General features: G+C 63.8%; 22 protein-coding genes. 18 read left to right on the top strand and 4 right to left on the bottom strand.

Annotated elements, in window-relative coordinates; all coding sequences use genetic code 11:
• Positions 1-217: 217 nt before the first annotated feature.
• On the bottom strand, positions 218-1,282 hold the full coding sequence (gene rlmM / locus ACFY9W_RS20125; protein WP_391133629.1) for a 23S rRNA (cytidine(2498)-2'-O)-methyltransferase RlmM: 1,065 nt from the start codon (positions 1,280-1,282) through the stop codon (positions 218-220).
• Between the two features lie 224 nt (positions 1,283-1,506).
• Here rlmM and acnA point away from each other — a divergent pair, with 224 nt between their 5' ends.
• A complete protein-coding gene (gene acnA, locus ACFY9W_RS20130) occupies positions 1,507-4,248 on the top strand; it encodes an aconitate hydratase AcnA (protein WP_391133632.1) in 2,742 nt (913 codons plus the stop codon).
• A gap of 134 nt (positions 4,249-4,382) precedes the next feature.
• Positions 4,383-5,948, top strand: coding sequence for a methyl-accepting chemotaxis protein (locus tag ACFY9W_RS20135; protein WP_391133635.1), 1,566 nt, complete (start codon positions 4,383-4,385; stop codon positions 5,946-5,948).
• A 66-nt stretch (positions 5,949-6,014) separates the two neighbouring features.
• On the opposite strand, the gene ACFY9W_RS20140 is transcribed toward ACFY9W_RS20135, so the two are convergent.
• On the bottom strand, positions 6,015-6,707 hold the full coding sequence (locus tag ACFY9W_RS20140) for an alpha/beta family hydrolase (protein WP_391133638.1): 693 nt from the start codon (positions 6,705-6,707) through the stop codon (positions 6,015-6,017).
• 50 nt (positions 6,708-6,757) lie between these two features.
• Between ACFY9W_RS20140 and ccoN (ACFY9W_RS20145) the strand changes: the two genes are divergently transcribed.
• The 16 genes from ccoN (ACFY9W_RS20145) (at position 6,758) to ACFY9W_RS20220 (ending at position 22,478) form a co-directional block, all read left to right on the top strand.
• Entirely contained in the window at positions 6,758-8,182 is a 1,425-nt protein-coding gene (ccoN, locus tag ACFY9W_RS20145; RefSeq protein WP_391133641.1) for a cytochrome-c oxidase, cbb3-type subunit I, read from the top strand.
• Between the two features lie 13 nt (positions 8,183-8,195).
• Positions 8,196-8,804, top strand: a complete 609-nt coding sequence (ccoO, locus tag ACFY9W_RS20150; RefSeq protein WP_391133644.1) for a cytochrome-c oxidase, cbb3-type subunit II — start codon at positions 8,196-8,198, stop codon at positions 8,802-8,804.
• A 5-nt stretch (positions 8,805-8,809) separates the two neighbouring features.
• Positions 8,810-9,004 (top strand): cbb3-type cytochrome c oxidase subunit 3, encoded by a 195-nt coding sequence (locus tag ACFY9W_RS20155; protein ID WP_016711696.1) that lies wholly within the window; start codon positions 8,810-8,812, stop codon positions 9,002-9,004.
• Positions 9,001-9,936 (top strand): cytochrome-c oxidase, cbb3-type subunit III, encoded by a 936-nt coding sequence (ccoP, locus tag ACFY9W_RS20160; RefSeq protein ID WP_391133648.1) that lies wholly within the window; start codon positions 9,001-9,003, stop codon positions 9,934-9,936. Before ACFY9W_RS20155 ends, ccoP (ACFY9W_RS20160) begins: the two co-directional genes overlap by 4 nt.
• A 467-nt stretch (positions 9,937-10,403) precedes the next feature.
• A complete protein-coding gene (gene ccoN, locus ACFY9W_RS20165) occupies positions 10,404-11,846 on the top strand; it encodes a cytochrome-c oxidase, cbb3-type subunit I (protein ID WP_012273407.1) in 1,443 nt (480 codons plus the stop codon).
• Positions 11,846-12,454: a cytochrome-c oxidase, cbb3-type subunit II gene (gene ccoO / locus ACFY9W_RS20170; protein WP_016488340.1), complete on the top strand. Its 609-nt coding sequence runs from the start codon at positions 11,846-11,848 to the stop codon at positions 12,452-12,454. The genes ccoN (ACFY9W_RS20165) and ccoO (ACFY9W_RS20170) overlap by 1 nt, the downstream gene beginning before the upstream one ends.
• A 5-nt stretch (positions 12,455-12,459) precedes the next feature.
• Positions 12,460-12,651 (top strand): cbb3-type cytochrome c oxidase subunit 3, encoded by a 192-nt coding sequence (locus ACFY9W_RS20175; RefSeq protein ID WP_313201875.1) that lies wholly within the window; start codon positions 12,460-12,462, stop codon positions 12,649-12,651.
• Positions 12,648-13,628, top strand: a complete 981-nt coding sequence (gene ccoP, locus ACFY9W_RS20180) for a cytochrome-c oxidase, cbb3-type subunit III (RefSeq protein WP_391133653.1) — start codon at positions 12,648-12,650, stop codon at positions 13,626-13,628. Before ACFY9W_RS20175 ends, ccoP (ACFY9W_RS20180) begins: the two co-directional genes overlap by 4 nt.
• 320 nt (positions 13,629-13,948) lie before the next feature.
• Positions 13,949-15,364: a cytochrome c oxidase accessory protein CcoG gene (gene ccoG, locus ACFY9W_RS20185; RefSeq protein ID WP_391133656.1), complete on the top strand. Its 1,416-nt coding sequence runs from the start codon at positions 13,949-13,951 to the stop codon at positions 15,362-15,364.
• Positions 15,365-15,379: 15 nt separating this feature from the next.
• Complete coding sequence (locus ACFY9W_RS20190; RefSeq protein ID WP_391133659.1) at positions 15,380-15,907, top strand: FixH family protein; 528 nt, start codon at positions 15,380-15,382, stop codon at positions 15,905-15,907.
• Between the two features lie 132 nt (positions 15,908-16,039).
• Positions 16,040-18,514: a heavy metal translocating P-type ATPase metal-binding domain-containing protein gene (locus ACFY9W_RS20195; RefSeq protein WP_391133661.1), complete on the top strand. Its 2,475-nt coding sequence runs from the start codon at positions 16,040-16,042 to the stop codon at positions 18,512-18,514.
• On the top strand, positions 18,493-18,708 hold the full coding sequence (gene ccoS, locus ACFY9W_RS20200) for a cbb3-type cytochrome oxidase assembly protein CcoS (RefSeq protein ID WP_391133664.1): 216 nt from the start codon (positions 18,493-18,495) through the stop codon (positions 18,706-18,708). Before ACFY9W_RS20195 ends, ccoS begins: the two co-directional genes overlap by 22 nt.
• Positions 18,701-19,384, top strand: a complete 684-nt coding sequence (locus ACFY9W_RS20205) for a sulfite exporter TauE/SafE family protein (RefSeq protein ID WP_391133667.1) — start codon at positions 18,701-18,703, stop codon at positions 19,382-19,384. The genes ccoS and ACFY9W_RS20205 overlap by 8 nt, the downstream gene beginning before the upstream one ends.
• Before the next feature lie 186 nt (positions 19,385-19,570).
• Positions 19,571-20,953: an oxygen-independent coproporphyrinogen III oxidase gene (gene hemN, locus ACFY9W_RS20210; protein WP_391133670.1), complete on the top strand. Its 1,383-nt coding sequence runs from the start codon at positions 19,571-19,573 to the stop codon at positions 20,951-20,953.
• Positions 20,954-21,139: 186 nt separating this feature from the next.
• On the top strand, positions 21,140-21,874 hold the full coding sequence (gene fnrA / locus ACFY9W_RS20215) for a Crp/Fnr family transcriptional regulator FnrA (protein WP_009683909.1): 735 nt from the start codon (positions 21,140-21,142) through the stop codon (positions 21,872-21,874).
• A gap of 55 nt (positions 21,875-21,929) precedes the next feature.
• The gene (locus ACFY9W_RS20220) at positions 21,930-22,478 is read left to right on the top strand and encodes an adenine phosphoribosyltransferase (RefSeq protein WP_009683910.1); all 549 of its coding nucleotides are present in this window, start codon (positions 21,930-21,932) and stop codon (positions 22,476-22,478) included.
• Between the two features lie 141 nt (positions 22,479-22,619).
• Here ACFY9W_RS20220 and recR read toward each other — a convergent pair whose 3' ends face one another.
• Together recR and ACFY9W_RS20230 are read right to left on the bottom strand one after the other, a co-directional pair.
• Entirely contained in the window at positions 22,620-23,222 is a 603-nt protein-coding gene (gene recR, locus ACFY9W_RS20225) for a recombination mediator RecR (protein WP_391133675.1), read from the bottom strand.
• Positions 23,223-23,517: 295 nt separating this feature from the next.
• Positions 23,518-23,853, bottom strand: a complete 336-nt coding sequence (locus ACFY9W_RS20230; RefSeq protein WP_201199092.1) for a YbaB/EbfC family nucleoid-associated protein — start codon at positions 23,851-23,853, stop codon at positions 23,518-23,520.
• Positions 23,854-23,898: the final 45 nt, after the last annotated feature.

A 23,898-nucleotide genomic window follows, 5' to 3' on the forward strand; every position in this document is an offset into this window, starting at 1 on the left:
GCAGGCCCCATCCATGGGGCCTCAGCGCTTGACGGGCATCCATGCCCGTCACCTCCCTCCGCAAGCCCTCCGCTCGGCCTCCTGAAGTCGCAATCTGCGGCGCCTGAACTACCGCGCGCTTAAAAGCAAAAGCCGAAGCAAGAGCAAGAGCAAGAGCAAGAGCAAGAGCAAGAGCAAGAGCAAGAGCAAGAGCAAGAGCAAAGCGATGGCGCTGTGCTCAGCGCGGTTTCAGATCGAGCCGGCGCAAGTGGCAAGTCACTTCCTCGCGGTCGTGATACAGCTGCTTGCAGGCAATCGACACCCTGATCTTGCGCGCCTTGAAGGTCGCCTCCATGCGGTCGAGCAACCGGCGTACTTCGGCATAGCGCTGCTTCATCGGCAGCTTCAGGTTGACCACCGCCTCGCGGCACAACCCCTCGCCCAGCCAGGTTTCGATCAACGAGGCGGTACGCGCCGGCTTCTCGACAATGTCGCACACCATCCAGTCCACCGGCTGCTTTGGCTGCCAGGTGAAACCATCGGCCATCAGATGCTGGACAAGGCCGGTGTCCATCAGGCTTTCGGCCATCGGCCCATTGTCGATGGCCGTCACCAGCATGCCGCGACGCACCAGCTGGTAGGTCCAGCCACCCGGCGAGGCGCCCAGGTCGACACCGGTCATGTCGTCGCCCAAACGCTGCTCCCACTGCTCGCGCGGGATGAACTGGTGCCAGGCCTCTTCCAGCTTGAGGGTCGAGCGGCTGGGTGCCTCACGCGGGAACTTCAGCCGCGGAATGCCCATGGGCCACAACGCGCTGTTGTTGGCCGGGGCAACGCCGACAAACACCCGTCGGCCGCTGATGAAAGTGAGCAGCAGGCGCGGGCGGCTGGCGTCTTCGACCAGGCGGCCGGCTTTTTCCAGGGCCTTGCGCAACGGCACTTCGAACTTGCGGCAGAAGGTGGACAGCTCCTTGCCTTCGTTGCTGTCCAGCACTTCCAGCCACAGGCTGCCGAACACCGGCAACCCGGCCAGTTGCGCCAACAGCACACTGATGCGGTCGGTCTCCGGCAGCTCGACATAACCGCCACGGGCCCACTGCCGAGGGAAAATCAGCTCGTTGAAGCGCAACGCCCCCATCAACCGCTCGGCACCGCCCTCTTCGGTACTGACAAATTCAGCGCTGGCACTTTGTGGTTTGCCTTTGGCATAGCCGGCGATGCCCAGGCGGGCAGCATGTTCGCTGATTTCGGCGCACACCTCGCCCTCGAAACCGGGCCGGCAATGCATGAACAGGGTATTCATCTCTCACTCCACTACGGCGGGCGCGCAACAGGCGCCGGCAGGGCCGCGATGATAAAGGAAGATCGGAACCAGCGACACGCCCCGCCGGTCCAGAAAAGGGTCAGGGGCCGCAAAGCGGTCTAACCTGACCACTCAGCCAGGTCCGTACCGTGCGGATCGATACAGAGCGGTGACACCGGCAGACCTTGAGTAATTGCCGGGCACCGGCGCAGAAGGAGTTGGCAATGCCCTCGCTCGATAGCCTGAACACCCTCAAGTCCCTCCAGGTCGGCGACCAGACCTATCACTACTTCAGCCTCACCGAGGCCGCCCGTCAGCTGGGCGACCTGCAACGCCTGCCCATGTCGCTGAAGGTGCTGCTGGAAAACCTGCTGCGCTGGGAAGACGGCCATACCGTCACTGGCGACGACCTGCGCGCCCTTGCCCAGTGGCTGGGCGAGCGGCGCTCCGACCGCGAGATCCAGTACCGCCCGGCGCGGGTGCTGATGCAGGACTTTACCGGCGTGCCGGCCGTGGTCGACCTGGCCGCCATGCGCGCGGCCATGGCCAAGGCCGGCGGTGACCCGCAACGTATCAACCCGCTGTCACCGGTGGACCTGGTGATCGACCATTCGGTGATGGTCGACCATTACGGCACGCCGCAGGCCTTCGGCGAGAATGTTGATATCGAAATGCAGCGCAATGGCGAGCGCTATGCCTTCCTGCGCTGGGGCCAGAGCGCCTTCGACAACTTCCGCGTGGTACCACCGGGCACCGGCATCTGCCACCAGGTCAACCTGGAATACCTGGGCCGCACGGTGTGGACCGGTGAAGCGGATGGCCGCACTTATGCCTTCCCCGACACCCTGGTGGGTACCGACTCGCACACCACCATGATCAATGGCCTGGGCGTGCTCGGCTGGGGTGTCGGTGGCATCGAGGCAGAGGCGGCCATGCTCGGCCAACCCGTGTCGATGCTGATCCCGGAAGTGATCGGTTTCAAACTGACCGGCAAGCTGCGCGAAGGCATCACCGCCACCGACCTGGTGCTGACGGTTACGCAAATGCTGCGCAAAAAGGGAGTGGTCGGCAAATTCGTCGAGTTCCATGGTGACGGCCTGGCCGAGCTGCCCCTGGCTGACCGTGCGACCATCGCCAACATGGCCCCGGAATATGGCGCCACCTGCGGCTTCTTCCCGGTTGACCAGGTTAACCTGGACTACCTGCGCCTGTCTGGCCGCCCCGAAGCGGCCGTGCAACTGGTCGAGCAGTACTGCAAGGCCCAGGGCCTGTGGCGCCTGCCGGGCCATGAGCCGCTGTTCAGCGACAACCTGGCGCTGGACATGCACGAGGTCGAGGCCAGCCTGGCCGGGCCCAAACGGCCGCAAGACCGCGTAGCGCTGGGCCAGGTAAGCCAGGCTTTCGACCACTTCATCGAGCTGCAGCCCAAGCCACTGGCCAAGGAAGTCGGCCGGCTGGAAAGCGAGGGCGGTGGCGGCGTAGCGGTGGGCAACGCCGACCAGGCTGGCGAGATCGACTATAGCCATGCAGGCCAGACCCACACCCTGCGCGATGGCGCCGTTGTAATCGCCGCGATCACCTCATGCACCAACACCTCCAACCCCAGTGTGATGATGGCCGCCGGGCTGGTGGCGAAAAAGGCGCTGGAAAAAGGCCTGCAGCGCAAACCCTGGGTCAAGAGCTCACTGGCGCCAGGTTCCAAAGTGGTTACCGACTACTTCAAGGCAGCCGGGCTCACCCCCTACCTCGACCAGTTGGGTTTCGACCTGGTCGGCTATGGCTGCACCACCTGCATCGGCAACTCCGGCCCGCTGGATGAGGCAATCGAAAAAGCCATCGGCAGCGCCGACCTCACCGTGGCCTCGGTGCTGTCGGGCAACCGCAACTTCGAAGGCCGCGTGCACCCACTGGTCAAGACCAACTGGCTGGCCTCGCCACCACTGGTGGTGGCTTACGCCCTGGCCGGCAGCGTACGCGTGGACCTGACGTGCGACCCGCTGGGCACCGGCAAGGATGGCCAGCCGGTGTACCTGCGCGACATCTGGCCCAGCCAGCAGGAAATTGCCGCAGCGGTGGCCAAGGTCGACACGGCGATGTTCCACAAGGAATATGCCGAAGTGTTCGCTGGCGATGCGCAATGGCAAGCCATCGAGGTGCCACAGGCTGCCACATACGTGTGGCAGGCCGACTCTACCTACATCCAGCACCCGCCATTCTTCGACGGCATCGGCGGGCCACCACCACGGATCGCCGACATACAGGGTGCGCGGGTGCTGGCGCTGCTGGGTGACTCGGTCACCACCGACCATATCTCGCCGGCCGGCAACATCAAGGCCGACAGCCCGGCCGGGCGCTACCTGCGTGAGCAAGGTGTAGAGCCACGTGATTTCAACTCCTACGGCTCGCGGCGCGGCAACCATGAAGTAATGATGCGCGGCACCTTCGCCAACATCCGTATCCGCAACGAAATGCTGGCCGGTGAAGAAGGCGGCAACACCATGCACGTGCCCAGCGGCGAGAAGCTGTCGATCTACGACGCGGCCATGCGCTACCAGCAGGAAGGCACACCGCTGGTGGTCATCGCCGGCCAGGAATACGGCACCGGCTCAAGCCGCGACTGGGCGGCCAAAGGCACCAACCTGCTGGGTATCAAGGCGGTGCTGGCAGAGAGCTTCGAGCGCATTCACCGCTCCAACCTGGTGGGCATGGGTGTGCTGCCACTGCAGTTCAAGGCAGGCAACGACCGCAAGCAACTGGGGCTGACCGGCAAGGAGCGGATCGATGTGCTGGGCCTGGACGGTGCACAGATCCGCCCGGGCATGAGCCTGCCGTTACGCATCACCCACGAGGATGGGCGACTGGAGCAGATCGAGGTGCTGTGCCGGATCGACACGTTGAATGAGGTGGAGTACTTCAAGGCAGGCGGGATTCTGCATTATGTGTTGCGCCAGTTGATTGCAAGCTGAGCCCCGAAAGCCTGGGCCACCGCGCTGTGGCCCAGGCAGGCTATGCCATGCCTGAAATCCATCACGTTAAATAATCATTCAATAAAACCAGTCCCTTGCCGATACCTCTCGAAAGCCTTGCGGACTATCCACCCATGCGTAACAACCAGCCGATTACCCAGAGAGAACGGACTTTCCCTGCCCAGCAGCGGTTGATCTCCACCACCAACGCCAAGGGTGTGATCACCTACTGCAACGATGCCTTCATCGAGATCAGTGGTTTCACCCGCGAAGAGCTGACGGGTGCGCCGCACAACCTGGTGCGTCACCCTGACGTTCCGCCTGCCGTGTTTGCCCATATGTGGCAAACCCTCAAGCAGGGCCAGCCGTGGATGGGCATCGTCAAGAACCGCTGCAAGTCTGGCGACCACTATTGGGTCAACGCTTACGTCACGCCGATCTACGACAACAACCAGGTCGTTGGCTTCGAGTCGGTGCGGGTCAAGCCCACCGCCGAGCAGATCCGTCGTGCCGAGGCGCTGTACCAGCGCATCTACCAGGGCAAACCGCCGGTACCGCGCCGCGACAAGTGGTTGCCGGTGCTGCAGGACTGGCTGCCGTTCATCCTGATCAGCCAGGCAGGGTTCCTGATCGGCAACTGGCTTGGCCACTCCTGGGGCTTTGCCCTGGCCGCCGGGCTGTCCATTCCGTTGGGCCTGCTGGGCCTGAGCTGGCAGCAACGCGGCCTCAAGCGCCTGCTGCGCCTGGCCGAACAGACCACCTCCGACCCGCTGATCGCACAAATGTTCACCGACAGCCGTGGTGTGCAGGCGCGCCTGGAAATGGCCATGCTCAGCCAGGACGCCCGCCTGAAAACCTGCCTGACCCGCCTGCAGGACAGTGCCGAACACCTCAGCGAACAGGCGCGCCAGTCGGACGCATTGGCGCACAAGAGCTCCTCGGGGCTGGAACGTCAGCGGGTGGAAACCGAACAAGTCGCCGCCGCCGTCAACCAGATGGCCGCCACCACCCAGGAAGTGGCCAACCACGTACAACGCACCGCCGACGCCACCCAGGAAGCCAACCGCCTGACCAGCCAGGGCCGGCAGATTGCCGGGGAAACCCGCGAGGCCATCGAGCGCCTGTCGACCGCGGTGGGCGAAACCGGCCAGACGGTCACCCAGCTGGCCAAGGACAGCGACGAGATTGGTGGCGTGGTCGATGTGATCAAAGGCATCGCCGACCAGACCAACCTGCTGGCACTGAACGCAGCCATCGAAGCAGCGCGTGCCGGGGAAATGGGCCGTGGCTTTGCCGTGGTGGCCGATGAAGTACGCCAGCTGGCCCAGCGCACTGCCGAGTCCACCGGGCAAATCCACGGCCTGATCGCCAAGCTGCAACAAACAGCCAGCAACGCCGTGCTGACCATGGAAACAGGCCACCGCCAGGCGCAGGAAGGCGTCGACCGGGTGATGCAAGCCGACGAGGCGCTGGTAGGCATCAGTGAAGCGGTGGCCAACATTACCGACATGGCCACCCAGATTGCTGCAGCCACCGAAGAACAGACAGCAGTGGCCGACGAAATCAGCCGCAACATCAGCACCATCGCCGAACTGGCCGACCAGACCGCCGAACAGGCCCAGCATTCGGCACTGCTCAGCGAGGAATTGACCAGCACGGCGGGCAGCCAGTATTCGCTGGTGGAGCGCTTCAACCGCTAACGCGACTGGCCCGCGAGGCAGGCGGCGCACTGGGTGGCACGGGCTTCGCCCGCCAGCACTCCTGTACTAGCCCTTCAGGAAGTCAGCCACTCTCTGCGCCGCTGCCTGCAAATGCTGCTCGTGGCTGAACCCTGAGGCCTTCAACGGCTTCAGGTCATGGTCCCCTGCCACTAGCCAGCTCACCTCGATCGCCGGCGACAATGCATACCCTACCACCGCTTCGCGGTTGCCCAGCGCATCCCGCTCGCCCTGCACGATCAAGGTCGGCGTCTGCAACCCGGCCAGGTGTTCCACCCGCGGCTTTTCCGGCTTGCCCACTGCGTAGAACGGATAACCCAGGCACACCAGCGCATCCGCACCCAATTCGTCGGCCAACAGGCTGGCCATGCGCCCGCCCATGGACTTACCGCCCACGGCCAGCTTTCCCGCGACCAAAGGTCGCACCTGCCGGTACACCTCGCGCCAGCATTCCAGCAACACCTTCTGCGGGTTAGGCGGCCGCTTGCCGCCGTTGACCCTGCGCTCGGCCATGTACGGGAACTCGAAGCGCACTACCGCTACCCCAAGTGCCGCAAGCCTTTGCGCCATTTCGTCCATGAACCCGCTGTCCATCGGCGCACCTGCGCCATGGGCCAGGATCAGGCAGCCCTTGTAGCCGCTTTTACCTTCAACCTGCGCAAGATCGCAGCGCAAGCCTGGGACATTTCCGACCTTCGCCCATTGATCCCCGTCAATACCGGCACTTTGCCCATTAATCATGCTTGCCTCGCTGTAAAGCCTGCCAAATAACCGTGGATGGGAACCCATACATGAACACAACCAGCAGTACCGCCTATAACTACAAGGTGGTCCGCCAATTCGCCATCATGACGGTGGTGTGGGGAATCGTCGGGATGGGGCTCGGCGTCTTCATCGCCGCCCAGCTTGCCTGGCCTTCCCTCAACTTCGACCTCCCCTGGACCAGCTTCGGCCGCCTGCGACCCCTGCATACCAATGCGGTGATCTTTGCCTTCGGCGGCTGCGCGCTGTTCGCCACCTCCTATTATTCGGTGCAACGCACCTGCCAGACCACCCTGTTCGCACCGCGCCTGGCCGCGTTCACCTTCTGGGGCTGGCAACTGGTGATCCTGCTGGCGGCCATCAGCCTGCCGCTGGGCTACACCAGCTCCAAGGAATACGCCGAACTGGAATGGCCGATCGACATCCTGATCACCATCGTCTGGGTGGGCTACGCCATTGTGTTCTTCGGCACGCTGATGAAGCGCAACACCAAGCATATCTACGTGGGTAACTGGTTCTTCGGCGCCTTCATCCTCACCGTGGCGCTGCTGCACATCGTCAACAACCTGGAACTGCCGGTCAGCCTGACCAAGTCATACTCGGTCTACGCCGGCGCCACCGATGCCATGGTGCAGTGGTGGTACGGCCACAACGCGGTGGGCTTCTTCCTGACTGCGGGCTTCTTGGGGATGATGTACTACTACGTGCCCAAGCAAGCCGAACGCCCGGTGTATTCCTATCGCCTGTCGATCGTGCACTTCTGGGCGCTGATCACCCTGTACATCTGGGCCGGCCCGCACCACCTGCACTACACCGCCCTGCCCGACTGGGCGCAATCGCTGGGCATGGTGATGTCGCTGATCCTGCTGGCACCGAGCTGGGGCGGCATGATCAACGGCATGATGACCCTGTCGGGGGCCTGGCACAAACTGCGCAGCGACCCGATCCTGCGCTTCCTGGTGGTGTCGCTGGCGTTCTACGGCATGTCCACCTTCGAAGGCCCGATGATGGCCATCAAGACGGTCAACGCCCTGTCCCACTACACCGACTGGACCATCGGCCACGTGCACGCCGGCGCCCTCGGCTGGGTGGCGATGATCTCGATTGGCGCGCTGTACCACACCATCCCGAAAGTGTTCGGCAAAGAGCGCATGTACAGCCTCGGCCTGATCAACGCGCACTTCTGGCTGGCCGCCATCGGCACCGTTTTGTACATCGCCTCGATGTGGGTCAACGGCATCGCCCAGGGCCTGATGTGGCGCGCCGTGAACAGCGACGGCACGCTCACCTACTCGTTCGTGGAAACCCTGGTGGCCAGCCACCCAGGCTTTGTCGTGCGCTTCGTTGGCGGCGCGATCTTCCTCAGCGGCATGTTCCTGATGGCCTGGAACACCTGGCGCACCGTGCGTTCCCCGGCGCTCGATGTCGCCCCTGCGAACGCCCAGCTGGCTTGAGGAGTAATGCCTGATGAAACATGAAGTCATCGAGAAAAACGTCGGCCTGATGGCCCTGCTGATGGTGTTTGCCGTCAGTATCGGCGGCCTCACCCAGATCGTCCCGCTGTTCTTCCAGGACGTGACCAACAAGCCGGTGGAAGGCATGAAGCCCTATACCGCGCTGCAACTGGAAGGCCGCGACATCTACATCCGCGAAGGCTGCGTGGGCTGCCACTCGCAGATGATCCGCCCGTTCCGCGCCGAAACCGAGCGCTACGGCCACTACTCGGTGGCCGGTGAAAGCGTATGGGACCACCCGTTCCTGTGGGGTTCCAAACGCACCGGGCCAGACCTGGCCCGCGTCGGTGGGCGCTACTCGGACGACTGGCACCGCGCGCACCTGTACAACCCGCGCAACGTGGTACCGGAGTCGAAGATGCCGTCGTACCCGTGGCTGGTCGCCCAGCAGGTCGACAACAGCCACACCGACACCAAGATGCGCACCTTGCGCACCCTGGGCGTGCCGTACACCGACGCCGACATTGCCGGCGCCCGCGACGCGGTCAAGGGCAACACCGAAATGGACGCGCTGGTCGCCTACCTGCAGGTGCTTGGCACCGCGATCAAGAACAAGAGGTGAGTGCGATGGAACTGGACATCGGCATGATCCGCGGCCTGGGCACCCTGGTGGTGATGATCGCCTTCATCGGCCTCTCGCTGTGGGTGTTCAACCGCCGCCGCGACCGTGATTTCGCCGAAGCGCGCCTGCTGCCCTTCGTCGACGACCGCCTGCCCCCTGCCGGGCAGGAACCTGCTGCAAAAAGGAGTAACGGGCAATGACCACCTTCTGGAGTACGTACATCAGCGTACTGACCATCGGTAGCCTGATTGGCCTGACGTGGCTATTGCTCGCCACCCGCAAGGGCGAGAGCAAGAACACCACCGATCAAACCATGGGCCACAGCTTCGACGGCATCGAGGAGTACGACAACCCACTGCCCAAGTGGTGGTTCTGGTTGTTCGTCGGCACGCTGGTGTTCTCGGTCGGCTACCTGATCCTCTACCCGGGCCTGGGCAACTGGAAAGGCATTCTGCCGGGCTATGAAAATGGCTGGACCGGCGCCAATGAATGGCAAAAGGAAATGGACAAGGCCGACGCCAGGTTCGGCCCGATCTTCGCCAAGTACGCGGCCATGCCCGTGGAAGAAGTGGCCAAGGACCCGCAAGCGCTGAAGATGGGCGGCCGCCTGTTTGCCTCCAACTGCTCGGTGTGCCACGGCTCGGACGCCAAGGGCGCCTTCGGCTTCCCCAACCTCACCGACAAGGACTGGCGCTGGGGGGGTGAAGCGGAAACCATCAAGGCTTCGATCATGAACGGGCGCCACGGCGTGATGCCGGCCTGGGCGGAGGTGATCGGTGATCAGGGCGTGGCCGATGTGGCCGCATTCGTGCTGACCAGCATGGACGGCCGCACCCTGCCGGAAGGCGCCAAGGCCGATGTGGTCAAGGGCAAGGAAATCTTCGCTGCCAACTGCGTGGCCTGCCACGGGCCGGAAGGTAAAGGCACCCCGGCCATGGGCGCACCCGACCTGACCCACCCGCAGGCGTTCATCTATGGCTCCAGCTTTGCCCAGTTGCAGCAGACCATTCGCTATGGTCGCCAGGGGCAAATGCCGGCGCAGGCCGAAATCCAGGGCAACGACAAGGTTCACCTGCTGGCAGCGTATGTCTACAGCCTGTCGCAGGAGCCTGAACACCTCACCGCCCAGTAACGCCCCAGGGCTGCTTTGCAGCCCATCGCCGGCAAGCCAGCTCCCACAGGTATTGCACAGCGCTGAAGCCTTGCACTGTACCTGTGGGAGCTGGCTTGCCGGCGATGGGCCGCAAAGCGGCCCCCGCTCCTCCCCGCCACATCCCCCTCCCTTGCACCCCCTTCGAACAGAACTAAGCTTGTTGCCACAGTGGGCTTCGCTCCGAAAGGACCGAAGCAGACGCGGCGCATGGCCTGTCGCCGTCCCGATAAAAAGCTTGACCGATCGATCAGAAAAAGGTGAAAAACGGTACACATTACAAATATTTATTTGTGTACAATCGTCCAGACCCGATCACTGCGGGACATCAGTGAACGGGCCCGGACACGGGTCGGCGTACCAAAGTTGCGTTGCGGTAACCCAGGTGGTTATCAATACTGGCGCCGATTTTTCGACCAACAAGAACATCAAAACCGTGGAACCTTAGCATGAGCACAGCAATCAGTCCGACTGCTTATAACTATAAGGTCGTCCGCCAGTTCGCCATCATGACGGTGGTCTGGGGGATCCTTGGCATGGGCCTCGGCGTCTTCATCGCCTCGCAGCTGGTATGGCCGCAACTGAACCTGGACCTGCCCTGGACCAGCTTCGGCCGCCTGCGCCCGCTGCACACCAACCTGGTGATCTTCGCCTTCGGGGGCTGTGCGCTGTTCGGCACCAGCTACTACGTGGTGCAGCGCACCTGCCAGACCCGGCTGATCTCCGACAGCATGGCCGCCTTCACCTTCTGGGGTTGGCAGGCAGTGATCGTCGGGGCGCTGATCACCCTGCCTATGGGCTACACCACCACCAAGGAGTATGCCGAGCTCGAATGGCCGCTGGCGATCCTGCTGGCCATCGTCTGGGTTACCTACGGGCTGGTGTTCTTCGGCACCATCGTCAAGCGCAAGACCAAGCACATCTATGTGGGCAACTGGTTCTACGGCGCGTTCATCGTGGTTACCGCGATGCTGCACATCGTCAACCACATCTCGCTGCCGGTAAGCCTGTTCAAGTCGTACTCGGCCTACGCCGGTGCCACCGACGCGATGATCCAGTGGTGGTACGGCCACAACGCCGTGGGCTTCTTCCTCACCACCGGCTTCCTGGGGATGATGTACTACTTCGTGCCCAAGCAGGCCGAGCGGCCGATCTACTCGTATCGCCTGTCGATCGTGCACTTCTGGGCGCTGATCACCCTGTACATCTGGGCTGGCCCGCACCACCTGCACTACACCGCCCTGCCCGACTGGGCGCAATCGCTGGGCATGGTGATGTCGATCATCCTGCTGGCACCGAGCTGGGGCGGCATGATCAACGGCATGATGACCCTGTCGGGCGCCTGGCACAAACTGCGCACCGACCCGATCCTGCGCTTCCTGGTCGTTTCCCTGGCGTTCTATGGCATGTCCACCTTCGAAGGCCCGATGATGGCCATCAAGACCGTGAACTCGCTGTCGCACTACACCGACTGGACCATCGGCCACGTGCACGCCGGCGCCCTCGGCTGGGTGGCGATGATCTCGATCGGCGCCGTGTACCACATGATCCCGAAACTCTATGGCCGCGAGCAGATGCACAGCGTTGGCCTGATCAACGCGCACTTCTGGCTGGCCACCATCGGTACCGTGCTGTACATCGCCTCGATGTGGGTCAACGGCATTACCCAAGGCCTGATGTGGCGCGCCATCAACGATGACGGCACCCTCACCTACTCCTTCGTCGAAGCCCTGCAGGCCAGCCACCCTGGCTATATCGTCCGCGCCCTGGGCGGTGCGTTCTTCGCCAGCGGCATGTTGCTGATGGCCTACAACGTGTTCCGTACCGTACGTGCCGCCAACCCGGCACAGGCTGAGGAAGCCGCCAAGATCGTCGTTGTGGGAGCGCACTGATGAAGCATGAAGCCGTCGAGAAGAACATAGGCCTGCTGGCCTTCTTCATGGTCATCGCCGTGAGCGTCGGTGGCCTGACCCAGATCGTCCCGCTGTTTTTCCAGGACGTCACCAACAAACCGGTCGAAGGCATGAAGCCGCGCACCGCGCTGGAAGTGGAAGGCCGCGATATCTACATCCGCGAAGGCTGCGTAGGCTGCCACTCGCAAATGATCCGCCCGTTCCGCGCCGAAACCGAGCGCTACGGCCACTATTCGGTAGCTGGCGAAAGCGTGTGGGACCACCCGTTCCTGTGGGGCTCCAAACGTACCGGGCCAGACCTGGCCCGCGTCGGCGGCCGCTACTCCGATGACTGGCACCGTGCGCACCTGTACAACCCGCGCAACGTGGTGCCGGAATCGAAGATGCCGTCCTACCCGTGGCTGGTCGAGAACAAGCTCGACGGCAAGGACACCGCCAAGAAGCTGGAAGTGCTGCGCACACTCGGTACCCCGTACACCGACGCCGACATTGCCGGCGCACGTGACGCGGTCAAGGGCAAGACCGAAATGGACGCCATCGTCGCGTACCTGCAGGGTCTTGGCACCATCATCAAAAGCAAACGGTGACGCTGATGGATATCGGGATGATTCGCGGCCTGGGCACCGTCGTGGTGATGGTGGCCTTCGTGGGCCTGGCGCTGTGGGTGTTCAACCCACGGCGTAAAAAGGACTTCGACGAAGCGACCCAACTGCCCTTCGCGGATGACCCCTCCGCCTGCCAGCACGTCGAGCAAGCAAAAGCTTCTGGGAGCAAACAACAATGACAACCTTCTGGAGTCTGTACGTTACCGTCCTGACCCTGGGCACCATTTTCTCGTTGACCTGGCTGCTGCTGTCTACCCGCAAGGGCCAGCGCGAAGAGGTTACCGACGAAACCGTCGGGCATGCCTTCGATGGCATCGAGGAATACGACAACCCACTGCCGAAATGGTGGTTCTGGCTGTTCGTCGGCACCATCATCTTCGCCCTCGGCTACCTGGTGCTGTACCCGGGGCTGGGTAACTGGAAAGGCATCCTGCCGGGCTACTCGTACCTGGACAGCGACAAACAGACCGAGTTTTCCAATGGCCAGCCAGGCTGGACCGGCGTGCACGAATGGGAAAAGGAAATGGCCAAGGCCGACGCTCGCTTCGGGCCGATCTTTGCCAAGTTCGCCGCCATGCCCATCGAGGACGTGGCCAAGGACCCGCAGGCGCTGAAAATGGGTGCTCGGCTGTTCGCCTCCAACTGCTCGGTGTGCCACGGTTCGGACGCCAAGGGTGCCTTCGGCTTCCCTAACCTCACCGACAACGACTGGCGCTGGGGCGGCGAGCCGGACACCATCAAGACCACCATCATGGGCGGCCGTCACGGGGTGATGCCGGCCTGGGCCGAAGTGATCGGTGACCAGGGCGTGGCTGACGTGGCTGCATTCGTGGTCAGCAAGCTGGATGGCCGCACGCTGCCCGAGGGCGCCAAGGCCGATGCCGAGAACGGGCAGAAGATCTTCGCCGCCAACTGCGTGGCCTGCCACGGACCGGAAGGCAAAGGCACGCCGGCCATGGGCGCGCCTAACCTGACCCACCCGCAGGCTTTCATCTACGGTTCGAGCTTTGCCCAGCTGCAGCAAACCATCCGTTATGGTCGCCAGGGCCAAATGCCGGCTCAGGAACAGTTGCAGGGTAATGACAAGGTGCACTTGCTGGCGGCTTATGTTTACAGCCTGTCGCACAAGGACCAGGAACAGGCCAAGGCTGAGTAAGGCAGGCCTGGCCCTATCGCCGGCAAGCCAGCTCCCACAGGTACTCCACAAGTTCCGAACTTGATATCGGACCTGTGGGAGCTGGCTTGCCGGCGATGAGGCCAGTACAGCCCTGCATTTCTTGCAGGCTGATGACCTGGATCAATTGACACCCGCCATAACACGATTCACACCACGAACCCAACGCGACAAAAGGTCGCATCGCGATCCCATACCGCCATCAGCGGCGTATCATGGACCGTAGAGCGCTAGCAGATTGCGCGAGACTGCGGCCGGCACGCACTGGCCGCGGCGTTTCTCCACTGCCGTGGGACTTGATGATGAGCAAGCAAATTCCGGTACATGACGTCACCCCGCCTGCCAGCAAAGGGAAGGATTCCGTCGACCTCTACGCCTCCCGCGAGAAGATCTACACCCGCGCCTTCACCGGCCTGTTCCGCCGCCTGCGCATGGTGGGCGGCGCAGTGCTGTTCCTGCTGTACTTCGGCACCGTGTGGCTGAACTGGGGTGGCCACCAGGCTGTGTGGTGGAACCTGCCCGAACGCAAGTTCTACATCTTCGGCGCCACCATCTGGCCGCAGGACTTCATCCTGCTCTCGGGCATCCTGATCGTCGCCGCCTTCGGCCTGTTCTTCATCACCGTGTTCGCCGGCCGGGTGTGGTGTGGCTACACCTGCCCGCAAAGCGTGTGGACGTGGATTTTCATGTGGTGCGAAAAGGTCACCGAAGGCGACCGCAACCAGCGCATCAAGCTCGACAAAGCCCCCATGAGCGGCAACAAGTTCCTGCGCAAGTTCGCCAAGCACAGCCTGTGGCTGCTGATCGGCTTTGTCACCGGCATGACCTTTGTCGGGTATTTCTCGCCCATCCGTGAACTGGTCATCGAGTTCTTCACAGGCCAGGCCGATGGCTGGGCCTACTTCTGGGTCGGCTTCTTCACCCTTGCCACCTACGGCAACGCCGGCTGGCTGCGCGAACAGGTGTGCGTGTACATGTGCCCTTACGCACGCTTCCAGAGCGTGATGTTCGACAAGGACACGCTGATCGTGTCCTACGACCCGCGCCGTGGCGAAACCCGCGGGCCACGTAAAAAAGATGCCGACTACAAGGCCCAAGGCCTGGGTGACTGCATCGACTGCACCCTGTGCGTGCAAGTCTGCCCCACCGGCATCGACATCCGTGACGGGCTGCAGATCGAGTGCATCGGCTGCGCCGCGTGCATCGACGCCTGCGACAACATCATGGACAAGATGAACTACCCCAAAGGGCTGATTAGCTACACCACCGAGCACAACCTGTCCGGGCAGAAAACCCACATGCTGCGCCCGCGCCTGATCGGCTACGCCGTGGTGCTGCTGGTGATGATCATCGGCCTGGCCACCGCCTTCGCCACCCGTTCGCTGGTCGGCTTCGACGTCAGCAAGGACCGGGTGCTGTACCGCGAGAACGCCCAGGGCCGGATCGAGAACGTGTACAGCCTGAAGGTAATGAACAAGGACCAGCGCGACCACGTCTACGTGCTGGACGCCGCCGGCTTGCCGGACCTCAAGCTTGAAGGCCAGCGCGAGATCCGCGTGGCTGCCGGTGATATCGTCAGCCTGCCGGTGCAGTTGTCGGTCGCGCCCGAGAAATTGCCCTCGACCACCAACGAAGTCACCTTCATCCTCAAGAGCGCCGATGACAGCGACGCCCAGGTTGAAGCCAAGAGCCGCTTCATTGGCCCACAGATCCGCTAAGAGAGATAACGCACAATGCCTGCCACCGCCGCCAGCCCCTGGTACAAGCACCTCTGGCCCTGGATCATCATCGGCATCCTCACCACCTCGGTGTGCCTCAGCCTGACCATGGTCAGCATTGCCGTGAACAACCCGGACAACCTGGTGAACGACAACTACTACGAGGCAGGCAAAGGTATCAACCGCTCGCTGGACCGCGAACTGCTGGCCCAGCAACTGGGCCTGAAGGCCAGCGTGCACCTGGACGAGCTGACCGGCGAAGTGGACTTGCGCCTGAGCGGCAGCAGTGGCCCGCAAAACCTGGAGCTGAACCTGATTTCGCCTACCCAGCCGGACAAGGACCGCAAGGTGCTGCTGAGCCGGATCGAATCGGGGCGCTACGTGGGGCAACTGGAAGACAAGGTTGACGGCCGGCGCTTCGTCGAATTGCTGGGTAGCGAGGGTGGCCAGGTGTGGCGCTTGTTCGAAGAGGAAAAAGTGGAGCATGGCGTGACCTTGCAGCTGGGTGACGAAGCCCTCCAGGGCGCCGAGCACCAACAGTAGCAATACCGCAAATCCCTGTGGGAGCGGGCATGCCCGCGAATGCGATAACTCAGGCGAAGGTGTTTTCAGGCCTGATGCTTTCGCGGGCATGCCCGCTCCCACAGGGTTCCATATCTGCCTGAGCTGTCGCTTATGACCCAACCCACCCCCTGCTACCACTGCGCCCTGCCCGTCCCCGCCGGCAGCCGCTTCACCGCCGTGGTCCTCGGCCAGCCCCGGCAGTTCTGCTGCCCTGGCTGCCAGGCGGTGGCCGAGTCGATCGTCGCCGGTGGCCTGGAGCACTACTACCAGCACCGCAGCGACACCAGCGCCAACCCTGAAGCCCTGCCCAGACAGCTGCAAGACGAGCTGGCCCTGTACGACCGCAGCGATGTGCAGCAAACCTTCGTCCGCCACCAGGGCGAATTGGCCGAAACCACCCTGTTGGTCGAGGGCATCAGCTGCGCCGCCTGCGGCTGGCTGATCGAGAAACACCTGCGTAACCTGCCCAGCGTTGCCGAAGCGCGCCTGAACCTGTCCAACCACCGCCTGCTGCTGAGCTGGGACGACAAGCAACTGCCGCTCTCGCGCCTGCTCGCCGAACTGCGCCAGATCGGCTACGCCGCCCACCCCTACCAGCCCGACAAGGCCGCCGAGCAGTTGGCCCAGGAGAACCGCAGTGCCCTGCGCCGCCTGGGCGTGGCCGGGCTGCTTTGGTTCCAGGCGATGATGGCGACCATGGCTACCTGGCCGGAATTCAACATCGACCTGTCACCCGAGCTGCACACCATCCTGCGCTGGGTGGCGCTGTTCCTCACCATCCCGATTGTGTTCTACAGCTGCGCGCCGTTCTTCAAAGGCGCTGCACGCGACCTGCGTACCCGCCACCTGACCATGGACGTTTCAGTGTCACTGGCCATCGCCCTGGCCTTCGGTGCCGGCATCTGGACCGCCATCACCGGTAGCGGCGAGCTGTATTTCGACACGGTGGGCATGTTCGCCCTGTTCCTGCTCACTGGCCGCTACCTGGAGCGCCGCGCCCGCGAACGCACGGCTGCGGCCACTGCGCAGCTGGTCAACCTGCTGCCAGCCTCATGCCTGCGCCTGGATACCATCGGCCGCAGCGAACGCATCCTGCTCAGCGAACTGCAATGCGGCGACACGGTGCAAGTGCTGCCGGGCGCCGTGATCCCCGCAGACGGGCGCATTGTCGAAGGCCGCTCCAGCGTGGACGAGTCGCTGCTGACCGGCGAGTACCTGCCACAACCGCGCCGGGTGGGTGAGCGGGTCACCGGCGGCACGCTGAACGTCGAAAGCACGCTGAACGTGGAAGTCGAAGCGCTGGGCCACGATTCGCGCCTTTCGGCCATCGTCCGCCTGCTGGAGCGCGCCCAGACCGAAAAGCCGCGCCTGGCCGAAATCGCCGACCGGGCCTCGCAGTGGTTCCTGCTGTTCTCGTTGCTGGCTGCCGCGGCCATCGGCCTGTGGTGGTGGTACCTGGACCCTGCGCGGGCATTCTGGATCGTGCTGGCGATGCTGGTAGCCACCTGCCCCTGTGCGCTGTCGCTGGCCACGCCAACGGCGCTTACAGCCGCTACCGGCACCCTGCACAAGCTGGGCCTGCTGATAACCCGAGGCCATGTGCTGGAAGGCCTGAACCAGATCGACACCGTCATTTTCGACAAGACCGGCACCCTCACCGAAGGCCGCCTGACGTTGCGCAGCATCCGCCCGCTCGGCAGCCTGCCTGCCGACCGCTGCCTGGCCTTGGCCGCTGCCCTGGAAAACCGCTCCGAACACCCTATCGCCCGCGCCTTTGGCCGCACCGCCACGCCAGCGGACGATGTGCAGACCGTGCCTGGGCTGGGCCTGGAAGGGCTGGTGGGCGGTCAACGCCTGCGCATCGGCCAGGCTACCTTCGTCTGCGCCCTGAGCGGCGCAGAAATCCCCGGCGTGCCGGAACCACGCGGCCAGTGGCTGCTGCTGGGCGACCGCCAGGGGCCGCTGGCCTGGTTTGGCCTGGACGACCGCCTGCGTGACGACGCCCCGGCCCTGCTCGCCGCCTGCAAGGCCCGTGGCTGGCGCACCCTGCTGCTGTCGGGCGACAGCTCGCCGATGGTCGCCGAAGTGGCCGCGCAACTGGGTATCGACCAGGCCATTGGCGGCCTGCGCCCGGACGACAAGCTGGACCGGCTAAAAGCCTTGCAGGCAGCCGGGCGCAAGGTGCTGATGCTGGGTGACGGGGTCAACGACGTACCGGTACTGGCCGCCGCCGACATCAGCATCGCCATGGGCAGCGCCACCGACCTTGCCAAGACCAGCGCCGACGCCGTGCTGCTGTCCAACCGTTTGCAGGCGCTGGTGCAGGCCTTCGACCTGGCCGGCCGCACCCGCCGCAACATCCTCGAGAACCTGCTGTGGGCGTCCCTGTATAATGGCCTGATGTTGCCATTTGCCGCGCTCGGCTGGATCACCCCGGTGTGGGCAGCCATCGGCATGTCGGTCAGCTCGCTGATCGTGGTGCTCAACGCCCTGCGCCTGACCCGCATGCCCCCGGCATCGGCCCTGCCGAAAACCGAAGCATCCCTTTCCGGGAGGAAGTCGCCATGCCCGCACTCTATGTCATGATCCCCGCAGCCCTGCTGCTGGTCGGTGTGGCCGTGTACATCTTCTTCTGGGCGGTGGACAGTGGTCAGTACGACGATCTGGAAGGGCCCGCCCACAGCATCCTGTTCGACGACCAGGACCCACGCCACCAGGCGGCGGTGAAGCCTGACGAAACCCCGGCCGACGCCGACAAGGAACCACCGCCCCGTGCCTGACCTGCTTCCCCTGATTGGCTCGGCACTGGTACTTGGCCTGCTTGGCGGCGGCCACTGCCTGGGCATGTGCGGCGGCCTGATGGGCGCGCTGACCCTGGCCATCCCCCCCGAACAACGCGGCAAGCGCCTGCGCCTGCTGCTGGCTTACAACCTCGGGCGCATCCTCAGCTATGCCTGCGCCGGCCTGTTGCTGGGCCTGGCCGGCTGGGCCGTGGCCAGCAGCCCGGCCGCCATGGGGCTGAGGGTGGTGGCGGCGCTGTTGTTGATCGCCATGGGCCTGTACCTGGCCGGCTGGTGGAGCGGGCTGACCCGCATCGAAGCCCTGGGGCGTGGGCTGTGGCGGCACATCCAGCCGGTGGCCTCGCGCTTGCTGCCGGTGTCCAGCCTGCCTCGGGCGTTGCTGCTGGGGGCGCTGTGGGGGTGGCTGCCGTGCGGGCTGGTGTACAGCACCCTGCTGTGGGCGGCCAGCCAGGGCAACGCCGGGCACAGCGCGGCGTTGATGCTGGCGTTCGGGCTAGGGACCTGGCCGGTGCTGCTGGCCACCGGGTTGGCGGCGGAGCGGGTGAATGCCGTGTTGAGGCGGCGCAGTGTGCGGGTGGCTGGCGGGGTGCTGGTGATGCTGTTTGGTATCTGGACCATGCCTGGGCCGCACCAGCATTGGCTGATGGGGCATTGATTGGGGCCGCTTTGCGGCCCTTCGCGGGCTCGCCCGCTCCCACAGGATTGCGCCCCCCCTGTGGGAGCGGGCGAGCCCGCGAAGGGCTGCAAAGCAGCCCCCAGTGCCCTTGATGCAAATCAAAACAGATTCCTACAGACAGCCATAGACTCCGGTGCACTGCTGCTCTTTCCGGGGACCGCCCACATGCTCGCCGACCTACGTTGGGATGCCGACCTGATCCGCCGCTACGATCTCGCCGGCCCACGCTACACCTCCTACCCGACCGCGGTGCAACTGCACAGCCAGGTAGGCTCGTTCGACCTGCTCCACGCCCTGCGCGAGAGCCGCCGGGCCGTGCGCCCGCTGTCGCTGTACGTGCACGTGCCGTTCTGCGCCAACATCTGCTATTACTGCGCCTGCAACAAGGTCATCACCAAGGACCGCGCCCGTGCGGCGCCCTACTTGCAGCGCCTGGAGCAGGAAATCCAGCTGATCGCCTGCCACCTGGGCCCTAAACAGCGTGTCGAGCAGCTGCATTTTGGCGGTGGCACGCCAACCTTCCTCAGCCATGTGGAACTGCGCCAGCTGATGGCCACCCTGCGCCAGCACTTCCACCTGCTGGACGACGATTCCGGCGACTATGGCATCGAGATCGACCCGCGCGAGGCCGACTGGTCGACCATGGGGCTGCTGCGCGAGCTGGGCTTCAACCGCGTCAGCCTGGGCGTGCAGGACCTCGACCCGGCCGTGCAGCGTGCAGTCAACCGCCTGCAAAGCCTGGAGCAGACCCGCACCCTGATCGAAGCTGCACGCACGTTGCAGTTCCGCTCGGTCAACCTCGACCTGATCTACGGCCTGCCCAAGCAAACCCCGGAAGGCTTTGCCCGCACCGTCGAAGAGGTGATCCGCCTGCAGCCCGACCGCCTGTCGGTGTTCAACTACGCCCACCTGCCCGACCGCTTCATGCCGCAGCGGCGCATCGACAGCAACGACCTGCCCAGCGCGGCTGCCAAGCTGGAGATGCTGCACGCCACCATCGACCAGCTGACCGCCGCCGGCTATCGCTACATCGGCATGGACCACTTTGCCCTGCCCGACGACGAACTGGCCATCGCCCAGGAAGAAGGTACCCTGCAGCGTAACTTCCAGGGCTACACCACCCACGGCCACTGTGACCTGATTGGCCTGGGCGTGTCGGCCATCAGCCAGATCGGCGACCTGTACTGCCAGAACAGCAGCGACCTCAACACCTATCAGGACAGCCTGTCCAATGCCCAGCTGGCCACCCAACGCGGCCTGCTGTGCAACCATGACGACCGCATCCGCCGGGCCGTGATCCAGCAGCTGATCTGCCATTTCGAGCTGGACTTCGAGCCGATCGAACAGGCCTTCACCCTCGATTTTCGCGGTTACTTCAACGACCTCTGGCCGGAGCTGCTGACCTTGCAGCGCGACGGCCTGATCAGCCTGGACGACAAGGGCATCCGCATCCTGCCGGCCGGCCGCCTGCTGGCGCGCTCGGTGTGCATGGTGTTCGACGCCTACCTGGCCATGCACAACCGCCAGCGTTTCTCGCGGGTAATCTGAAAACCGAGTCGTTCGACCACATGGACAAGCTTCCTTGTCGGGCACACTATTGGTACACAAGGACTCCCGGCAGGTCGCCTGCCGGGGTTTCGCCAGGGCGCACCAAAAACGCGCACGCTGGCCTACACCCTGTGTCGTGAGTTACCCTTACGACTTATGTGTGCTTTCCCACAAGGATCGATTCAAATGTCCGAGCCAGTCAAACTGCGCCCACACAACCAGGCCCATTGCAAGGATTGCAGCCTGGCCCCCCTGTGCCTGCCTCTTTCGCTGAACCTGGAAGACATGGATGCACTGGATGAAATCGTCAAACGCGGTCGCCCGCTGAAGAAAGGCGAGTTCCTGTTCCGCCAGGGTGACAATTTCGGCTCGGTCTACGCTGTACGTTCCGGTGCCCTGAAAACCTTCAGCCTCAGCGACAGCGGCGAAGAGCAGATCACCGGCTTCCACCTGCCCAGCGAGCTGGTCGGCCTGTCGGGCATGGACACCGAGGCCTACCCGGTATCCGCCCAGGCCCAGGAAACCACGTCGGTGTGCGAGATTCCCTTCGAACGCCTGGACGAACTGTCGGTACAGCTGCCGCAGCTACGCCGCCAGCTGATGCGGGTCATGAGCCGGGAAATCCGCGATGACCAGCAAATGATGCTGCTGCTGTCTAAGAAAACCGCCGACGAGCGCATTGCTACCTTCCTGGTCAACCTGTCGGCACGCTTCCGCGCCCGCGGTTATTCGGCCAACCAGTTCCGCCTGAGCATGTCGCGCAACGAAATCGGCAACTACCTGGGCCTGGCAGTGGAAACCGTGTCGCGGGTGTTCACCCGCTTCCAGCAGAACGGCCTGCTGCGTGCCGAGGGCAAGGAAGTGCACATTCTCGACCCGATCCAGCTGTGCGCGCTGGCCGGTGGCGCAATGGAGGCCTGAGGCCTGCGTTTAGCGGGTATACTTGGGCATTCGTTTTCCCAGGATACCCGCAACAATGCACAGCGACGCCTTCGACCTCAAAGCCCTGATCCGCCCGGTAGTGGACTTCCCCAAACCTGGAGTGATCTTCCGCGATATCACCCCGCTGTTTCAGTCGCCGCGCGGGCTGCGCTATGTGGCCGACCAGTTCATCGAGCGCTATGTCGAGGCTGAATTCAGCCACATCGGTGCCATGGACGCGCGGGGTTTCCTGATTGGCTCGATCATCGCCCACCAGCTGAACAAGCCGCTGATCCTGTTCCGCAAGCAAGGCAAACTGCCGGCTGACGTGCTGAGCGAGGGTTACCAGACCGAGTACGGCGAGGCCTTCCTGGAAGTGCATGCCGACAGCCTGTGTGAAGGGGACTCGGTGTTGATCTTCGATGATTTGATCGCCACGGGCGGTACCTTGCTGGCGGCTGCCAATCTGGTACGCCGTACCGGGGCGCAGGTGTTTGAGGCGGCAGCGATCATTGACCTGCCGGAGCTGGACGGGTCGCGCCGGTTGCAGGCGGCCGGGGTGCCAACCTTCTGCCTGACCGAGTTTTCTCTCAGCGAGTACTGAGTTGGCTTTTGGGGCTGCTTTGCACCCCATTCGCGGGCTTGCCCGCTCCCACAGGATCGCCGCAGGCCTGAAGGCAGCGCCGTACCTGTGGGAGCGGGCAAGCCCGCGAATGGGCCGCAAAGCGGCCCCGACAATTTCAAATCAGAGCGAAATTGGCCGCCGCCCTGCAAAAGCATGGGCCAAAGTACCGCCGTCGACCAGCTCCAGCTCACCCCCCAGCGGCACGCCATGGGCAATCCGCGAAGCCACCAACCCCTTCTCACTCAGCAACTGCGCAATGTAATGCGCCGTCGCCTCCCCTTCCACCGTCGGGTTGGTCGCCAGGATCACTTCGGTAAAGGTGCCCTGCTCCTCGATCCGCGCCATCAGCTGTGGAATACCGATCGCCTCCGGCCCCAGGCCATCCAGCGGCGACAAGTGGCCCTTGAGCACGAAGTAACGGCCCCGGTAGCCCGTCTGCTCCACCGCATACACATCGGTTGGCCCCTCGACCACGCACAGTTGGGTATCGTCACGGCGTACGTCGGCGCATTGCGGGCACAGCTCCTGCTCGGTCAGGGTGCGGCACTGGCGGCAATGGCCCACCCCTTCCATGGCCTGGGTCAACGCCTGGGCCAGGCGCAGGCCGCCACTGCGGTCGCGCTCGAGCAGTTGCAGGGCCATGCGCTGGGCGGTCTTCTGGCCGACACCGGGCAGAATACGCAGGCCATCGATCAGTTGGCGGATGAGGGGGCTGAAGCTCATGAGAAAGGCCTGACAATTCAATAAGAGGCGGTTTATACCCAGCGTGGGCAGTGGCGTCAAATCAGCTCACCCCAAGCTTACGCGGTCTGCTTTTTTGTGGGAGCGGCCTTGCGTCGCGATTGGGCTGCGCAGCAGCCCCGGCAATTCATGCGGCGAAGCTGAAACCCTGGGGCGGCTGCGCAGCCCAATCGCGACGCTAGGCCGCTCCCACAATAAAAGCAGACCGCGACGGCTGCGAGTACGCACAAAAAAACCGCCGCTGTTGCCAGCGGCGGTTTTCGGTATCGCAATGCCCTTAGAACGGCATCTTGAAGCCTGGCGGCAGTTGCATGCCAGCGGTCATGCCGCCCATCTTTTCCTGGCTGCTCTGCTCGACCTTGCGCACAGCGTCGTTCAGCGCGGCGGCGATCAGGTCTTCAAGCACTTCCTTGTCGTCCTCTTCGGTCGACATCAGGCTCTGGTCGATGCTGACGCGCTTGACGTCGTGACGACCGGTCATCACCACGCTCACCAAGCCACCACCGGACTGACCGGTGACTTCGGCGTTGGCCAGCTCTTCCTGCATCTTTTGCATCTTTTCCTGCATCTGCTGGGCCTGCTTCATCAGGCCGGCCATGCCACCTTTCATCATGGGGGTATACCTCGATTGGGTCATGTGATGCGGCCCGGCGCAGGG

The organism is Pseudomonas sp. NPDC008258, assembly GCF_042956345.1.
Classification (GTDB): Bacteria; Pseudomonadota; Gammaproteobacteria; order Pseudomonadales; family Pseudomonadaceae; genus Aquipseudomonas.

What these genes read in the sequence shown, in the direction of transcription:
- rlmM (WP_391133629.1), bottom strand. Translation starts at nt 1,282, where the DNA reads ATGAATACCCTGTTCATGCATTGCCGGCCCGGTTTCGAGGGCGAGGTG.
- acnA (WP_391133632.1), top strand. Translation starts at nt 1,507, where the DNA reads ATGCCCTCGCTCGATAGCCTGAACACCCTCAAGTCCCTCCAGGTCGGC.
- ACFY9W_RS20135 (WP_391133635.1), top strand. Translation starts at nt 4,383, where the DNA reads ATGCGTAACAACCAGCCGATTACCCAGAGAGAACGGACTTTCCCTGCC.
- ACFY9W_RS20140 (WP_391133638.1), bottom strand. Translation starts at nt 6,707, where the DNA reads ATGATTAATGGGCAAAGTGCCGGTATTGACGGGGATCAATGGGCGAAG.
- ccoN (WP_391133641.1), top strand. Translation starts at nt 6,758, where the DNA reads ATGAACACAACCAGCAGTACCGCCTATAACTACAAGGTGGTCCGCCAA.
- ccoO (WP_391133644.1), top strand. Translation starts at nt 8,196, where the DNA reads ATGAAACATGAAGTCATCGAGAAAAACGTCGGCCTGATGGCCCTGCTG.
- ACFY9W_RS20155 (WP_016711696.1), top strand. Translation starts at nt 8,810, where the DNA reads ATGGAACTGGACATCGGCATGATCCGCGGCCTGGGCACCCTGGTGGTG.
- ccoP (WP_391133648.1), top strand. Translation starts at nt 9,001, where the DNA reads ATGACCACCTTCTGGAGTACGTACATCAGCGTACTGACCATCGGTAGC.
- ccoN (WP_012273407.1), top strand. Translation starts at nt 10,404, where the DNA reads ATGAGCACAGCAATCAGTCCGACTGCTTATAACTATAAGGTCGTCCGC.
- ccoO (WP_016488340.1), top strand. Translation starts at nt 11,846, where the DNA reads ATGAAGCATGAAGCCGTCGAGAAGAACATAGGCCTGCTGGCCTTCTTC.
- ACFY9W_RS20175 (WP_313201875.1), top strand. Translation starts at nt 12,460, where the DNA reads ATGGATATCGGGATGATTCGCGGCCTGGGCACCGTCGTGGTGATGGTG.
- ccoP (WP_391133653.1), top strand. Translation starts at nt 12,648, where the DNA reads ATGACAACCTTCTGGAGTCTGTACGTTACCGTCCTGACCCTGGGCACC.
- ccoG (WP_391133656.1), top strand. Translation starts at nt 13,949, where the DNA reads ATGAGCAAGCAAATTCCGGTACATGACGTCACCCCGCCTGCCAGCAAA.
- ACFY9W_RS20190 (WP_391133659.1), top strand. Translation starts at nt 15,380, where the DNA reads ATGCCTGCCACCGCCGCCAGCCCCTGGTACAAGCACCTCTGGCCCTGG.
- ACFY9W_RS20195 (WP_391133661.1), top strand. Translation starts at nt 16,040, where the DNA reads ATGACCCAACCCACCCCCTGCTACCACTGCGCCCTGCCCGTCCCCGCC.
- ccoS (WP_391133664.1), top strand. Translation starts at nt 18,493, where the DNA reads ATGCCCGCACTCTATGTCATGATCCCCGCAGCCCTGCTGCTGGTCGGT.
- hemN (WP_391133670.1), top strand. Translation starts at nt 19,571, where the DNA reads ATGCTCGCCGACCTACGTTGGGATGCCGACCTGATCCGCCGCTACGAT.
- fnrA (WP_009683909.1), top strand. Translation starts at nt 21,140, where the DNA reads ATGTCCGAGCCAGTCAAACTGCGCCCACACAACCAGGCCCATTGCAAG.
- ACFY9W_RS20220 (WP_009683910.1), top strand. Translation starts at nt 21,930, where the DNA reads ATGCACAGCGACGCCTTCGACCTCAAAGCCCTGATCCGCCCGGTAGTG.
- recR (WP_391133675.1), bottom strand. Translation starts at nt 23,222, where the DNA reads ATGAGCTTCAGCCCCCTCATCCGCCAACTGATCGATGGCCTGCGTATT.
- ACFY9W_RS20230 (WP_201199092.1), bottom strand. Translation starts at nt 23,853, where the DNA reads ATGATGAAAGGTGGCATGGCCGGCCTGATGAAGCAGGCCCAGCAGATG.